Genomic DNA, 12,811 nt, shown 5'->3' with positions numbered 1-12,811 from the left:
CGCCTGAGCACCCAGCACGAAAAATACGCTTACCGCAGTCCAAGCAGCGAACGCCGATAGAGGCTGTCGCGGGCTTCGCTCAAGCAGACGAAGCTGCCGGTAAAACCCTGGCCGTACCGCTTCTGGCTTTTGCCGTAGTAGACGCCTTTGCTGAAATCGAGCCAGACGACCCGGTCGTGCGGGCAATGACGCTGCGCCTGCGCCTCGTAGCGAAATGGCGTCAGCGGCGTGGCCGATACCTCAGCGCCGCCGCAGCCGACCAGGATTGCAGCAGAGAGCGCGATCGCGCCGGGCCATTTGCCGAAGCTGCTGCTAGATACTCCGCAAGATAGTCCGCAAGCCACCACCCGCCTCCCGATCCTGGCCGTCGCACGAAGGCCGCTCGGGCACGATAGCACGAAACAGCACGGTCCTCGGAAAGCGACAGGCGCCTCACGTCTTCCGCGGGCCATCTTGTCGGGTTACAGGAAGCGGGATGATCTTGGTGCGAGGATGCTGCTGAATGTCGGTTGAGCCTGGACCCGAACTCCGCACCGAACCGCGCCTGCCCTTGCCGCGCCTGGGCTTGATCGCGATGATCATCTTCGGCTCGCGCTGGCTGCAGCTGCCGCTCTATTTCGGTCTGATCGTGGCGCAATGCGTCTACATCGTGCTGTTCCTGAAGGAGCTCTGGCATCTGTCCTGGCACGCGATTGATCTCACCGAGCAGCAGATCATGATGAGCGTGCTGGCGCTGATCGACGTTGTGATGATCTCCAACCTGCTCGTGATGGTCATTGTCGGCGGCTACGAGACCTTCGTCTCGCGGCTCGACCTTCAGGGTCATCCGGACGAGCCGGAATGGCTCGGCCACGTCAACGCGAGCGTGCTGAAGATCAAGCTCGCCATGGCCATCATCGGCATCTCCTCGATCGCGCTCCTGCGCACCTTTATCGAGGCCGGCAATCTCGGGTCGAACCGCGCCGGATTCACCGAGACTGGCGTGATGTGGCAGGTGCTGATCCACCTCACCTTCATCGTCTCGGCCCTAGGCATAGCCTACGTCGACAAGCTCAGCGACTCCGGAATGCGCAAACATGCCGAGTAATGACCGCCCGCGCTCCGCCGATGGAGAGCTGTCTTTCAGGGCGGCACGCGCGGACGATGCGAAAGCGGTGTTCGACATCACCAAGGCTTCAATCGCAGGTCTGGCGCACGGATGCTATTCGCCGGCGCAGATCGAGAACTGGATGGGTGAGCGCACGCCCCGCTTCTACCAAGAGCTCATCGCCAGGGGACGCATGACCGTCTGCCTTCGCAACGGCGTCATAGTCGGCTTCGTCGACGCCGAGCCGGGCGAGGTCACCCGATTGTTCGTACTGCCCGAGGCCGCCGGCTCCGGGCTTGGCCAGCGATTGCTCGACATCGGCGTCGCCCAGGCGCGTGACGGACATAGCGGACCAATCCGTCTCGAAGCCACGATCAATGCCGAAGTCTTCTACCAACGATACGGCTTCAGAAGCACTGGCAGAGGGCAATTCTCTCACGGCCTCGGCGGCGAGCCCATCGAGATCGTCTACATGGAGCTGTGAGCGCCGACGGCGCGCCGTTCAGGATTTTGCCGCGAGCTGCTGAACCGCCTGTTGCAGGCATTCCTGGAACTTCTGGCCGACCTGTTCGCGCGATACGCCCCTGGCGGCAAGATCGGCCGAGACTTTGCCCACGACGTCGTCCATCGACTGGTTCTCCAGATGGTCCGTCACCAACGCCGTCGCGTAGCTGGCCGCGGCATCGCCGCTGAGGCCGAGCTGGGTGGCGGCCCAGAGCCCGAGCAGCTTGTTGGACCGGGCCGTGGCCTTGAACATGAGTTCCTCGTCGTGGACGAATTGGGCCTCGAAGCCCTGCTCGCGCTTGTCGAACGTGGTCATGGTCAGCTCCATTTCGGTTTTCGCTGATCGGGATCGGACTGGCTGGAAGCGAACGTCTCCGTGGTTCAAATCTGGATCGTTGGAAGCTTCCGGCGGAAGCCAAACGCCGTCAAGCCCGCTGGGCGTGCCCAGACCGGGGGTGTGCAGGTCACCCACCAGCTCTACGCCAGCCAACCCGGCTAGGCAGAGATGTTTACCATTGATTAAGCAGACTCAGCGCCCCATGGCCCGGAGACATCGAGAGCTGACGCATGAACAAAGAACTGCGGGAGTTTCGACGGCTTGAACGGGTCTGCCTTGAGCAGGCAGCCCTCTCCACCATGGACCTGGCGCGAAGCGGGTTGCTCAAGGTCGCCGACGATTGTCGCGTCGCAGCGGAAGCGATCGAGGCGCAATCGCCTCGCAGATCTTTCGCAACCGCCGTTCAGGCGCTCAAGCAGGCGTTGAGCGTGACGCGCGTCCCTCACCGGCACTGAGGCAGGCGCTCGCGGGCAAGGACATCTTTGACGGGGCGACCGCGTGCGGTCAGCCCTTGGCTTCCGTCTGTTCACGTGCCAACCGTTCGGCTCTCAGCCGTTCCTTGTTGGCATAAAACGCCTTCTGCGCCGCTTCATGATCGCGCATGGCTTTTTCGGCTTCGATACGGCGTGTCGCATCGCGCGCCTGCCGCTGTTCGGGGGTCAAGGGCTTGCGCCGGTAGGAAATGTCTTCCGTCATGGCCAGATAACGCAGGGGTCAGGAAAGGGTTCCCCTTGGTCCCGCCGGGCGGCAGCGTGGGCCGACTGCATAAATGTGCGAAAACAACCCCATGCACAGTACCCAAGTCCTTCTGCGTAAAGCACTTTTTTATCACGCTGACGGTGCGTTTGACCCGCCGGCGATCTCGATGTCTGCAATAACGGGCAAATGGTCTGAGTAAGCCCGCGCCCCTTGGTCGGTCCAAACCTTCCCGATCGGGCTGTCGGAGGTCGCATAGATCCGGTCAAGCCGCAGCAGGGGCAGATGCGACGGGAAAGTTCGCAGCCGCGTGCGGTTTGGGCAGGCCTGCGCAAGCACGCGCCGCACCGATTTGATCCAGAACCAATCGTTGAAATCCCCGAGGACGACGGTCCTTCCGGGCTTCATCAGGCTCACCAGCGCGTGAGCCTGCGCTTGGCGCTCGTGGATACTCAAGCCGAGATGCGTGGCCACCACGCGGACATCGCCGACCGGCGTCAGCAGTCCCGCGGCGATCGCCCGGCGCGGTTCGCGCTCACGATACGACACGTCGACGATCTCGGGCGGGCCGGAGAATGGGAAGCGGCTCAGGAGCGTCTGGCCGTATTCGCCATCGGCCGTGACGATCGACTTGGCGTGAACACGGTGATCGCCGACGACACTCGCCAGCTTCGCAAACGGATCGTCTGATCGCGATCGCGAATCCACCTCCTGAAGCGCGACGACATCGGGAGCCCATTTGCGAATGATGGAACAGATACCTTCCAGATCGAACTTCGGATTGAGATTGAAGGTGCCATGCACATTCCACGTCATGAAGCGCATCGGCGTCATCATCGTCTCCCGGCGAGCCACGTCGCGACGAATTGCGCGCCTGCGCAGATCGCGAGCCAGCCCAGGAACGCCAATGCGAGCAGCAATATGTTGACCCAGGACGCATTCCTGGCGAGATCAGCGATCTGAGCCCCCAAAACTGCCATGGCGAGAATGCCCGGCGTCATGCCGAGCAGCGTTCCGACCAGGAAGTCACGCAGCGGCAGCGTGCTCGCGCCAGCCACGACATTCACCACCGAGAACGGTGCGATCGGAATCATCCGGATGACGACGACGGCCAGAATGCCCTTGCCGACAACACGCTCCTGGATGCGCGCGGTACGTCGTCCGAGCAAACGCTGGAGGCGCTCGCGGCCGAGTGCCCGCCCGATCGCAAACAGGACAAAGGCGCTGAGCACGACCCCCGTCATGGCGGTGACGAAACCTAGCCATGGTCCGAGTGCGGCAGCAGTTGCCGCAATGAGCACGAGAACCGGAAACACGACCAACCCGCCGACGACGAAAGCCGCTATCGCGAATGGCGGCCCCCAGACGGACTGCGAATAGGCGGACAGAAGCGTCGACATCCGGCCGGCGTCGGCGAAATCGCTCAAGGACGTGTAGGACCAGGCCATTGCGAGTCCGCAAAGCGCCACGGCTATCGAGACCATCCCGATGATCGTCTTCGTGCTCCACATGCGCGATGCCGCCCGCTCCAGATGAAGAGGCCGCTCAGGGTCCGCCACCGGCTGAACCATCGTGGCCAGAGCGCTGGTCAGGACCGAAGATTCCACGTCGCGCAGCGCCTTCGTCCCACCTTCTCTTGAGACGTCGTCCAGGAGCGCAAATAGACGATCGTCGTTCTGCGCGACGGTCTGTTCATCGAGGCCGCAGAAATGGGCGATCAGGCGACGGCGGACCGAAGCGATGAAATTTCGATGCTCGTCCGATGTGGCTTCAAAGATCAGGTCACATTCGCTGTCGGCGCCCATCGATCGATTGTTTAGATTGGCCGAACCGATCCTCAAGATGAGATCGTCGACGATCATGAGCTTGCTGTGCACCATCACGGCCGCTTCCGTGTCCCCGTTCCCCGACACCGGGTAGACGAAGCGGATACGATCGGCGATGCCGGCCGAACTGAAGCAGTCGATGAAGGCGCCCCGGCCGTTCTGCATGGCCTGGGATTCCAGCCACGAGGAATGCAGTTTCGGAGTGACGACCACAACCCGAAGCGAAGGCACGCGCAGCATCTGCTCCGCCAATTCGCGCGCGATCTTGGTGGCGCTGGTGAACTGGTTCTCGATGTACACGAAGCTCGTCGCTGACCGGATCGCTGCGATCAACGAGCGTTCGACTTCCCGGAGCGTCGAACCTGTCGGACAAACCACCTCGGTCCTGGCGATACCCACCGGCATATGCTCAGCTTCCACGGGCACATTCGCCGGCCAGCGCAAGCTCTTCAGCGGGCGCCGATCGTCAATCTGTTGGCCTGCCGCGCGCCAGCGTTGCTCCGCGAGGTCGAACAGCCACGCCGCCGCATCCCCGTCGACTATGCATTGAACATCATGAAACGGCAGGTATGGCTTGCCCTGGGGATCACAGCGCGATGCGTGATCGGCGCGATGGTCACTCGTGTCCCAGCGCCTGATCGTCAGATCGAGTCCGCCGACGAACGCCAGCGAACCGTCGACACAGACGATTTTCTGGTGTTGGGCCGACCCAAATGGAAGTGTGGAATCAAGATAAAACCGAACGCGGCCATCTGTGTGGGCGGTGAATTTCGCCGCGGAATTCCATTCCCTCTCGGAAGCGTAGAACGAGACAAAGTCCCAGATGAGAATGTTGATGCGCAAGGTGGGACGTCGCTGGACCAGCGCGCGCAGGAACGGGCCGAGCTGTTCCGGCAAGCCATCATCCGCTCGCCCGGACTCGCCGACCAGCCTGGTTTCACTATGGATATCCCAGCCGACGATATAAACGAGATCCTGCGCCTGCAGCAGGGCCTCCCGCAGGGCCGCGAAATAAGCGGCAGCATCGTTCAGAACCGCCACACGCCGCGCCTCGCACCGCCGCCAGACGGTGTCGCCGGGGATCAGGGTCGATGAGCTCTGAAGCAGGGAGACCTCGCCATTTGCGTTCGCGTTGAAACGCGCTGAACGTGCAAGGGGTTCCCCAACTCAGATCCATGCGTCACTGTTCAGCGTGTGCGGATTCCGGCGCCACAGTCTCCCCTCGCCGCTACTTGGTTCGGACCGCCTTTGCACCTGCGCCCTTCAGGGCGTCCGCGATCTTCTCGGGCGCATCGCCGTGAAAGTCCACGGAGACCTCGATTGGACCTTCCAGCTTCTGATGACCCTCCGGCGCAGGCGCGGTCTTGGCGTCAGGACCGGCCGGGCGTGTCCCCGACGTGTTCGCACCACCGGCGGCCTGGACGAAGACGTCGCTTCGCGGCACGCCGCATTCCTGCACGACATGCTCAACCGCAAGCTCGGCGCCGCGGCGCGTGTCGAATTCTCCGATGATCGTACTTTCCAAGGGCGCCCTCCGTGGCTGGACGAGAGTGCGAACAACAGGCCAGCGAGGGCCAGGTTCCTGAACGCGCGGGCGTCCCTGGCGGCGTTTTGGGACGCGCGAACAAGAACCAATCCAAGAACCAATCCAAGAACCAATCATTGCGCGGGACGTTGAGTCCGCGATGTCAGACGCTTTTGATTATTTCCGAGCGCACGCGGTCCGGGCCCTTTGCAAGGCCCGGGCGATGCCGCGCGGACGAATGAAACATCTCCAAACCGTCGTGGCCCGGATCTACCACCTGCTGACCAAAGAGGCTGCCTACGGGCCGAACCTGCAGCATATGGACGACTTCCGCGCAGCCCAGAAGCTCGAGAAATCGATCGACTGAACTGCAATGATGGTGAGGCTGCACGCCCTCCCCCGACGCGTTCAGCTCCCTTTAGGAGCGGTCCTTGACTGCGACCCGCCAAGGGACTTGCCAAGCCCGGGATTGATGGCGAGCGACGCACCGGCGGCGCCGCCGGCTTCATAGGCTGTCATCGACACCATCCGGCTGGTGCTGCGCTGGGTCCGCATCTTCAGGTCGAGCTTGTCGAACTCCGCATCGACCACCGAGGTCTTGAGAACCACCAGCCCGCGGCCGGTGCTTTCGTTGACCTGATCGCGACTGGCCTTGATCGCCACCAGCCTGTTCGCGATTGAGGCCACCATCCCGAGCGCGAAGGAGGCATTGGCCAGATGCCGCTGCTGGTGCCGGAACCTGCTGTAGTCGACCGAGGTTTTGAAGCGGCCAAGTTCGGCACGCACGGCGCCGTCGATCAACTCGGCAAGATAATGCGCGACCTCGACATCCGCGCCGAGACCGAAGAACACATAGTGGTTCTCGCCGGCCGCGTTCTTCTCGCGCCAGACCCGACAATCGCAAAAAAGGGCGATCGCGCCGATGCAGTCGTCCAGAGGAATCCGCTTCTTGCGAAAAGTCTCGTAGACCCTCCGTTCGCACGGCGACGCGCGCAGTTCGACGTCGGAGAGCGACAAATCATGGCGATCCAGCAGCTCGGCGACCTTGGCGGCGGCAGACAGCGCCTCGTCCTCGGTGCAGCCATTGGCGATGGTCTTGGCCCGCAACGCCTGAATGCGCAACTTCAGCTTGTCGAGCGCGGCCGGATTGGACGTCTGATTCACTGATCACCTGCCCGGGGAAAGCCCAACCGACAGAGCTCGGTCGGATCGATTGGCGGAAAAGGTGGGATCATTCTAACACTCCGGATCGGCCGGGCGGCTTGGGTTGCAGCGGCGGCGGCAACGACCGCCGGATCACTCGTTTGAGGCGCCAAAGGATTTGCTGCAGTTCTTCGAGAAAGGCAACAATTCGCTCAAAAGTAATTCACTCAACGACGCTGAGCGCGTGTTCAAAAACTACGTTGATCAGATGGGAAGCCGCGAACGGCGCAAATAGATCGGCCAATCGGACGGGCCGCGTTCATCGTCCGAACAAGAGAAGGATAAATCCCATGGCGAAGATGACCCACGAACAGAATCGTGAAGCCGGACAGTCGCATCTGGAATATATGCGCGAACTGCTCGCGAAGCACGGTGATAACGCGTCCGTCAATCTTCACGCTGATCACATGCGGTCATTGCTGGCTGCTGCGTCCCCCGACAACCGCTAATCGAAATGCCCCAGCAAAGGTTAGTCGCTTCTCCGTTGCTGGTTCATGAGCAGGCCCCGGACGCCTTGTCGGATGTTCTCGGTGGAGCGGCGGACGCGCCCTCCTCCCGGCGCTTTGTCATCGCTATTGAATCTCGCGCACTCACTAAAGTGTCTAACCATCGCGATTCATATGGCTGTGGAAATCGTCACGCGATATCCGCCCGATGACCGTTCATGACCGCTCGTGACGCTTAATAACCCTTTCTGATCCAAATCTACCAGTTTTGACGGTCCGGCCCGAACAGCCGATCTTGTGCAGTCACAGAGGCGCATAAGGAGAGCCGTAAAATGAGCACACTTTCGCAACTGACCGCCCGGCGGGCCGCTGCCGGTGCAGCCTAGTGGTGGCAAACGACGAACAAAAAAAAACCCCGCCGAAGCGGGGTTGATGCGACGCTGGTGAATGCTAGGCTTTAGCCATGCACTCTTTGACATACGCCCGCTTCTTCGACAGATGAAGTCCCTGTGCAGAAGCCTCCTTCTTGCAAGTTTTTTGCCTCGTGAGCCACTCGGGACTCTGCGTCGCACTCCCTGCAAGTGCAGGGGTGGCAACGGCTGCCGCCAACGCAGCGGCTGTGATAACGCCAATGTATTTCATGAAATCTCCAAACGTGTGATGCACGGGGAGCATGTTAGGTTCGCTGCTCACAAAGGCAATGTAGAGGGCGCTCAAGATACCATCAACGCGGCTCGCTTTTTGAGTAACGAAGAGGCAATGTGACGAAAGACCATGCAACTGCTTGCTGCCTTCCCGTCCTGATTGCGCGGCAGCTGGGTATGGAAATCAATTCGTCGGCCGAAAACGCATAGTCCCGGACTAATTTCTGCCCCAGTCTGCAACGGCTGATATTCCCAGCGCTACCGCGAATGCATGCGGTGCAACCCTTCTCGGGCGAGGCATTGATCTGGATCAAGACACAATTCGGTCCGTGCACAACGTTGGGTTTCGCGGGTGGGCTTGGCGCTGCCCCTTCGGAGACTCAAAGGAAATGAATTGGTTAGGGAGAGATTTATGAAACTCGCTCGGCAAATCTGGCCCGCTATCTCCATGCTTGCTGCAATTATGTTGTCAGGTGCAACGGCGTTCGCACAACAGCTCGAAGGTCAGGTCCTCCTGGCAGGTGAGCCGATTGCGGGAGCGGCAGTCACCCTCTGGACGGCAGGTGCAGATGCGCCTACGCAGCTCGCTCAGGCGCAAAGCGGGGCAGATGGCCGCTTCGCACTCGCTACATCCGCGGCCGGGAATAATGCCCCCGTGTATCTGGTAGCCAAAGGCGGCACGCCGAGAGCGGCCACGAACCAAGCCAGCAATTCCCTCGCACTGGTGGTTTTGCTCGGAAATGCGCTGCCTAATACTGTCACAGTCAATGAACTCACCACAGTAGCATCAGCGTTTGCTGCCGCACAGTTCGTCAAGGGCGAGTCGATTATTGGCAATCCGTTAAGCCTGCAGATTGCTGCCGCGAATGTCCCGAATTTGGTCGATCCCGCGACCGGGGGGTGGGGCAAAGTACTTTTAGACCCGCTCAACAGCACCCAGACAAGCACGCTGGCGAACTTAGATACGCTCGGTTCGCTCGTCACCGCCTTTGCTACGGTAGCCAACGACGATTGGCGCGCCCGTTTCCTCAAGGCCGCAAGTCTTCCCGATGGAACGACGCCGAAGAACACTTTCGATGCGTTGGCCGGTATTGCTCGCCAGCCCTGGGCTCAACCCAAGGTACTCTTCGCGTTGTTCAACGAAGCGTATCCGCAACCGAAGGACGGCGCTCGGCGAAAGGCTCCATTTGTGCCGTACTTGGCCTACGTTCCGGATGACTTCGTGCTCTCGCTTACCTTCGCGGGCGGCGGCGTTTATTCGCCCGGTCGGCTGATGTTCGATGCTGAGGGCAATCTCTGGAGCGGACAAAACTGGATGGCCGGCTCGCAGTCGGGCGTCAACGAGAGTATCGGCGGTGGCGTGGTCAAACTGTCTCCCAACGGAACCGCTCTTTCGCCAGCGATCACCGGCTTTACCGGGATGGGTATTGATGGCGTCGGTTGGGGCACCGCCGTGACGAAGGACAAGGTATGGCTCACGAGCTTCAACGGAAAGATCCTGGTATTGGATTTCAACGGTCGTCCCATCGGTACAGAGAGCGACTTCCCGTTCAAAGAGAAATTCCTCGGCCTGATGGGCGTCGGCGTTGCCGCAAATGGTGACGTCTGGATAGCCGATGGATCGGACAATCAGTTGTTGCACTTTCCCGGCGGTCAAGTGAAGGACGGCCGAATCGTAAAAGTCGCCGGGCTGAAGTCTCCCTTCGACATCGTCATCGATGCCCAAAATCGGGTTTGGGTCAGCAACTCGCAGTCGGACCAGGTCGTGCGGTTCCCCGCCGATGATCCGTCCAAGGCGGAGTCATTCCGCGCCGGCATCGGCGTTCGCGCCCTCGCGCTCGACTCGAAGGGTAACGTATGGGTTGCAAGTAATATGTCGCTCGACTTTCCCCCGCCCGTCATTCCAGACGGCGCGTCGATCATGCAGCAGTTCAAAATCGCCGCCGGGCATATGCTCAAGGTCCTCGAAAGCAACCCCAAAATGGTCACCGGCGTGGTCAACATGATCCGCCCCGATGGCTCCCAGCCTGCTCCCACTGGCTTCGCCGGTGACAAGGCAGTAAGCGTGCCCTGGGGCTTAAATATCGATGGCAACGATGACGTCTGGATTGGCAATTTTTGGGGCCGTGGCGTGGTGCTGATGGCCGGAGACAACACGAAGGGCCACCCGACAGGCACAAAGACCGGCGATGTCATCCACGTTTTCAAAAGCGGCAGCATCCAGATGCTGACCGACGTGTCGATTGATCTGGCGGGCAACGTTTGGGCGGCGAACAACTGGAACGACCTCAACGGCGCCGCCGCGCCCGATCCGCTTCGCCCGACTTCGACATGGGGCGGAGGTTCGGGCATCACAGTTATCTACGGAGTGGCTGCCCCGGTAAAGCCGCCGCGTATGGGAATGGTGCGCAGGCCGTAGGCGTGGGGTTCGCGGCGGGGCATGAGTCCGCTTGTGGCCCGCGGCTGACCTTCGCGGGGCGCGGCAATATCTGGTAAGCGCGCTGAAGTGGACGAGCGGCGGAAACGTCATCCGCCAACTTCTCCACCTAAACACCCGAAATCATTCACGACGAACCTTGTGATGAATATCGAATTCACCACATAGCTCGCCAACTCAGGGGCCATTGCTTTTTGGGTCGGTAGCGACGCACTGCGTCGGAGGGCGAGTACTACTGCACTTCGGCTGCCCGTGCGGCCTTTCGTCGTGGGTCCCGGCTCTCGGGAAGTTGACCGCAGGGAGGCTGTGGAAGCTTGCAGTCATTCGTTAACTAAACCTGTGGTTTTCATCAAGGGTAGGTTGCCCGACTCGATCGTTCCTGTTATGTTCGCTTTGAAAATATCGGAATAAGGACGAGATCTATGCTCCAACTTCCGAGATGTAGGCACTGCCAGCGCCTATGGAAGCCACGGCCGGGCGTGGTCGCAACTCAGGCATATTGTTACCGATGCCGCGGAGACCGGCGAAAGATCGCTAAGGAAGCGTTTTCTCTTCGGCCTCTTACGGCTGAGGACTTGCAGGAACCATATGTTCTGTTGCGCCGTAGGGGACGATAACCGCTATCCGATCTTTGCAAATGTAGCCACGAGCTCCCGGTCGGCCGTGTCGTAACTGACGCCGTTTGACGAACCGAAGCTCCGTCTGTTGCCTTTCCCCGTGGGCTCGCTCCACGCGGACCAGTTGTATAGATCGGCGCCAACCATTTCCCACTCGACGAAGTACTTTCGGTTTTTGTGCAGGCAGGTCCAGCTGACTTTATCGGGCAGGAAGGGAAGGTGCTTCGCGAAACCACCCCTACCAGCGACGTGACGCGGCTTCGGAAGTCTAGAATACCATTCGGCACCATGAAGTAACCGATAGATCGTCATGCCAAGCGCCCATACGTCACTCTTCACGCTTGTGCCACCACCATTGAGCACTTCGGGTGGAAGGTGATCGCTATATCCTTGCCCAGAGGCATAAGCGACGATGATGTTGTCAGTTACAAGGCCAAAGTCGCCGAGTTGCGCTGCGCCATGCTTGTTGAGGAGAATGTTGCCCGGCTTGATATCGCGATGAATCATGCCGCGCGCATGCAAAGCAGCCAATCCCATCGTGACGTGCGTTGCGTATCGCCTAGCATCAGCTAACGCCATGGGGCCTGCTTCGAACTTTTTTTGCAGGCAACCACCTGGACAGTAATCCATCACGAGATGAACAGCGTCGCTCGTTTGGCTTTCAAGCAACCCATGAACCTTGAGAACGTTTGTATGCTCAGCGCGGCTGAGACGTTGCCCCTCGGCCAACAGCCCCTTTTTTCGCTCCTGCCAGTCTGCGTCAGCTTCACTAGGTTTCCTCGTGAAAATTTTGACTGCAACTTTCCCATGCACGTCGTCAGTGCCTTCGTGCACTTTTCCGAAATAGCCGCTGCCAATCTCCGCACCGGTTTGCAAATTTGAAATAAGGGTCACTTATCTTTCCTGGCAGCGAGCATGATCATGGCCGCCTCACGGCTGCCAATTCGTAGGTCAACTCCTACGACCTCTTTTTTCCAGAAGTCACTGTCCTTGACGTATTCATCAACGTTTCGTTCGCCAAACGTCCGACTGATTGATGCCTTGGATTTGCAGTCAATTGGAACTATGCCGCCCAGAGCGCCCATAACGGCACCGCGCAACTCCGCCGACTGAAGAAGCGCTTTGGTTGCAGCGCCACCACTAACTGCGCTCTCTTTCATCACCACTTTTTTGATCAGATTTTCGCGGACAAAATCGGCGATTTGCTGGGAGATTGTAGAGTAGGCCTCACTCCGGTCACCCGTTTGAAGGGACCACGTTTGATCGCTTTGCAGGACAAGTGGTTTGTCGCCGTCCACCTCGGCGTCTACGAGTATTACTTTGTCGCCAGACACGACGACGCCTAGCCAACGATCTGCCATCGGAAGTCCCAATGAAACGTGTGGATGATTCGTTGAATATACCAACGGTTGCACGAGTCTGGAACCCGTATCCGGACTTCTCGAATAGACTTTAGTCTCGCAACCGAATGCAGAGGCTAACCGGTGGT

General features: G+C 60.1%; 16 protein-coding genes. 7 read left to right on the top strand and 9 right to left on the bottom strand.

Annotated features, from left to right (window positions below; genetic code table 11):
* Positions 1-29 precede the first annotated feature (29 nt).
* On the bottom strand, positions 30-344 hold the full coding sequence (locus BRA1253DRAFT_RS03240) for a hypothetical protein (RefSeq protein ID WP_007591066.1): 315 nt from the start codon (positions 342-344) through the stop codon (positions 30-32).
* A 158-nt stretch (positions 345-502) separates the two neighbouring features.
* On the opposite strand from BRA1253DRAFT_RS03240, the gene BRA1253DRAFT_RS03235 reads away from it, so the two are divergent.
* The gene (locus BRA1253DRAFT_RS03235) at positions 503-1,087 is read left to right on the top strand and encodes a TIGR00645 family protein (RefSeq protein WP_007591065.1); all 585 of its coding nucleotides are present in this window, start codon (positions 503-505) and stop codon (positions 1,085-1,087) included.
* The gene (locus tag BRA1253DRAFT_RS03230; RefSeq protein WP_007591064.1) at positions 1,077-1,571 is read left to right on the top strand and encodes a GNAT family N-acetyltransferase; all 495 of its coding nucleotides are present in this window, start codon (positions 1,077-1,079) and stop codon (positions 1,569-1,571) included. Before BRA1253DRAFT_RS03235 ends, BRA1253DRAFT_RS03230 begins: the two co-directional genes overlap by 11 nt.
* Positions 1,572-1,589: 18 nt before the next feature.
* On the opposite strand, the gene BRA1253DRAFT_RS03225 is transcribed toward BRA1253DRAFT_RS03230, so the two are convergent.
* Entirely contained in the window at positions 1,590-1,907 is a 318-nt protein-coding gene (locus BRA1253DRAFT_RS03225) for a DUF1476 domain-containing protein (protein ID WP_007591062.1), read from the bottom strand.
* Positions 1,908-2,158: 251 nt separating this feature from the next.
* Here BRA1253DRAFT_RS03225 and BRA1253DRAFT_RS03220 point away from each other — a divergent pair, with 251 nt between their 5' ends.
* Positions 2,159-2,383 (top strand): hypothetical protein, encoded by a 225-nt coding sequence (locus BRA1253DRAFT_RS03220; protein WP_007591061.1) that lies wholly within the window; start codon positions 2,159-2,161, stop codon positions 2,381-2,383.
* 49 nt (positions 2,384-2,432) lie between these two features.
* Here the strand turns inward: BRA1253DRAFT_RS03220 and BRA1253DRAFT_RS03215 are convergent, their stop codons facing one another.
* The 3 genes from BRA1253DRAFT_RS03215 to BRA1253DRAFT_RS03205 all read right to left on the bottom strand — a co-directional run bounded on the left by BRA1253DRAFT_RS03215 (position 2,433) and on the right by BRA1253DRAFT_RS03205 (position 4,855).
* Positions 2,433-2,624 (bottom strand): hypothetical protein, encoded by a 192-nt coding sequence (locus BRA1253DRAFT_RS03215; RefSeq protein ID WP_007591059.1) that lies wholly within the window; start codon positions 2,622-2,624, stop codon positions 2,433-2,435.
* A 132-nt stretch (positions 2,625-2,756) separates the two neighbouring features.
* The gene (locus BRA1253DRAFT_RS03210; RefSeq protein WP_007591057.1) at positions 2,757-3,458 is read right to left on the bottom strand and encodes an endonuclease/exonuclease/phosphatase family protein; all 702 of its coding nucleotides are present in this window, start codon (positions 3,456-3,458) and stop codon (positions 2,757-2,759) included.
* Positions 3,458-4,855 carry a VTT domain-containing protein gene (locus BRA1253DRAFT_RS03205; protein WP_245286068.1) on the bottom strand — a complete coding sequence of 466 codons (1,398 nt, stop codon included), beginning with the start codon at positions 4,853-4,855 and terminating at the stop codon, positions 3,458-3,460. The genes BRA1253DRAFT_RS03210 and BRA1253DRAFT_RS03205 overlap by 1 nt, the downstream gene beginning before the upstream one ends.
* Here BRA1253DRAFT_RS03205 and BRA1253DRAFT_RS46115 point away from each other — a divergent pair, their 5' ends adjacent.
* Positions 4,856-5,545, top strand: coding sequence for a hypothetical protein (locus BRA1253DRAFT_RS46115; protein ID WP_371261299.1), 690 nt, complete (start codon positions 4,856-4,858; stop codon positions 5,543-5,545).
* Positions 5,546-5,678: 133 nt separating this feature from the next.
* On the opposite strand, the gene BRA1253DRAFT_RS03200 is transcribed toward BRA1253DRAFT_RS46115, so the two are convergent.
* Positions 5,679-5,975, bottom strand: a complete 297-nt coding sequence (locus tag BRA1253DRAFT_RS03200; RefSeq protein ID WP_007591054.1) for a hypothetical protein — start codon at positions 5,973-5,975, stop codon at positions 5,679-5,681.
* A gap of 160 nt (positions 5,976-6,135) precedes the next feature.
* Here BRA1253DRAFT_RS03200 and BRA1253DRAFT_RS46110 point away from each other — a divergent pair, with 160 nt between their 5' ends.
* On the top strand, positions 6,136-6,342 hold the full coding sequence (locus BRA1253DRAFT_RS46110) for a hypothetical protein (protein WP_007591053.1): 207 nt from the start codon (positions 6,136-6,138) through the stop codon (positions 6,340-6,342).
* Positions 6,343-6,383: 41 nt separating this feature from the next.
* Here BRA1253DRAFT_RS46110 and BRA1253DRAFT_RS03190 read toward each other — a convergent pair whose 3' ends face one another.
* Positions 6,384-7,139: a DUF2786 domain-containing protein gene (locus BRA1253DRAFT_RS03190; RefSeq protein WP_007591052.1), complete on the bottom strand. Its 756-nt coding sequence runs from the start codon at positions 7,137-7,139 to the stop codon at positions 6,384-6,386.
* A gap of 329 nt (positions 7,140-7,468) precedes the next feature.
* On the opposite strand from BRA1253DRAFT_RS03190, the gene BRA1253DRAFT_RS44270 reads away from it, so the two are divergent.
* A complete protein-coding gene (locus BRA1253DRAFT_RS44270; protein ID WP_007591051.1) occupies positions 7,469-7,627 on the top strand; it encodes a hypothetical protein in 159 nt (52 codons plus the stop codon).
* A 1,053-nt stretch (positions 7,628-8,680) separates the two neighbouring features.
* On the top strand, positions 8,681-10,687 hold the full coding sequence (locus tag BRA1253DRAFT_RS03180) for a hypothetical protein (protein ID WP_007591049.1): 2,007 nt from the start codon (positions 8,681-8,683) through the stop codon (positions 10,685-10,687).
* A 638-nt stretch (positions 10,688-11,325) separates the two neighbouring features.
* On the opposite strand, the gene BRA1253DRAFT_RS03175 is transcribed toward BRA1253DRAFT_RS03180, so the two are convergent.
* Positions 11,326-12,216, bottom strand: a complete 891-nt coding sequence (locus BRA1253DRAFT_RS03175; RefSeq protein ID WP_007591046.1) for a serine/threonine-protein kinase — start codon at positions 12,214-12,216, stop codon at positions 11,326-11,328.
* Positions 12,213-12,683 (bottom strand): hypothetical protein, encoded by a 471-nt coding sequence (locus BRA1253DRAFT_RS03170; RefSeq protein ID WP_007591044.1) that lies wholly within the window; start codon positions 12,681-12,683, stop codon positions 12,213-12,215. The genes BRA1253DRAFT_RS03175 and BRA1253DRAFT_RS03170 overlap by 4 nt, the downstream gene beginning before the upstream one ends.
* Positions 12,684-12,811: the final 128 nt, after the last annotated feature.

The sequence above is a fragment of the Bradyrhizobium sp. WSM1253 genome (genome assembly GCF_000244935.1).
Taxonomy (GTDB): Bacteria; Pseudomonadota; Alphaproteobacteria; order Rhizobiales; family Xanthobacteraceae; genus Bradyrhizobium; species Bradyrhizobium canariense.
The sequence above is the reverse complement of the archived record's forward strand: the minus strand, read 5'-3'. Positions and strand labels throughout refer to the sequence as shown.

Bases quoted from the DNA above. Each gene is read 5' to 3' on its own strand.
- BRA1253DRAFT_RS03215 (WP_007591059.1), bottom strand. From the start codon at position 2,624: ATGACGGAAGACATTTCCTACCGGCGCAAGCCCTTGACCCCCGAACAG.
- BRA1253DRAFT_RS03180 (WP_007591049.1), top strand. From the start codon at position 8,681: ATGAAACTCGCTCGGCAAATCTGGCCCGCTATCTCCATGCTTGCTGCA.
- BRA1253DRAFT_RS03230 (WP_007591064.1), top strand. From the start codon at position 1,077: ATGCCGAGTAATGACCGCCCGCGCTCCGCCGATGGAGAGCTGTCTTTC.
- BRA1253DRAFT_RS46110 (WP_007591053.1), top strand. From the start codon at position 6,136: ATGTCAGACGCTTTTGATTATTTCCGAGCGCACGCGGTCCGGGCCCTT.
- BRA1253DRAFT_RS03220 (WP_007591061.1), top strand. From the start codon at position 2,159: ATGAACAAAGAACTGCGGGAGTTTCGACGGCTTGAACGGGTCTGCCTT.
- BRA1253DRAFT_RS03210 (WP_007591057.1), bottom strand. From the start codon at position 3,458: ATGACGCCGATGCGCTTCATGACGTGGAATGTGCATGGCACCTTCAAT.
- BRA1253DRAFT_RS46115 (WP_371261299.1), top strand. From the start codon at position 4,856: ATGCTCAGCTTCCACGGGCACATTCGCCGGCCAGCGCAAGCTCTTCAG.
- BRA1253DRAFT_RS03170 (WP_007591044.1), bottom strand. From the start codon at position 12,683: ATGGCAGATCGTTGGCTAGGCGTCGTCGTGTCTGGCGACAAAGTAATA.
- BRA1253DRAFT_RS03235 (WP_007591065.1), top strand. From the start codon at position 503: ATGTCGGTTGAGCCTGGACCCGAACTCCGCACCGAACCGCGCCTGCCC.
- BRA1253DRAFT_RS44270 (WP_007591051.1), top strand. From the start codon at position 7,469: ATGGCGAAGATGACCCACGAACAGAATCGTGAAGCCGGACAGTCGCAT.
- BRA1253DRAFT_RS03225 (WP_007591062.1), bottom strand. From the start codon at position 1,907: ATGACCACGTTCGACAAGCGCGAGCAGGGCTTCGAGGCCCAATTCGTC.
- BRA1253DRAFT_RS03205 (WP_245286068.1), bottom strand. From the start codon at position 4,855: ATGCCGGTGGGTATCGCCAGGACCGAGGTGGTTTGTCCGACAGGTTCG.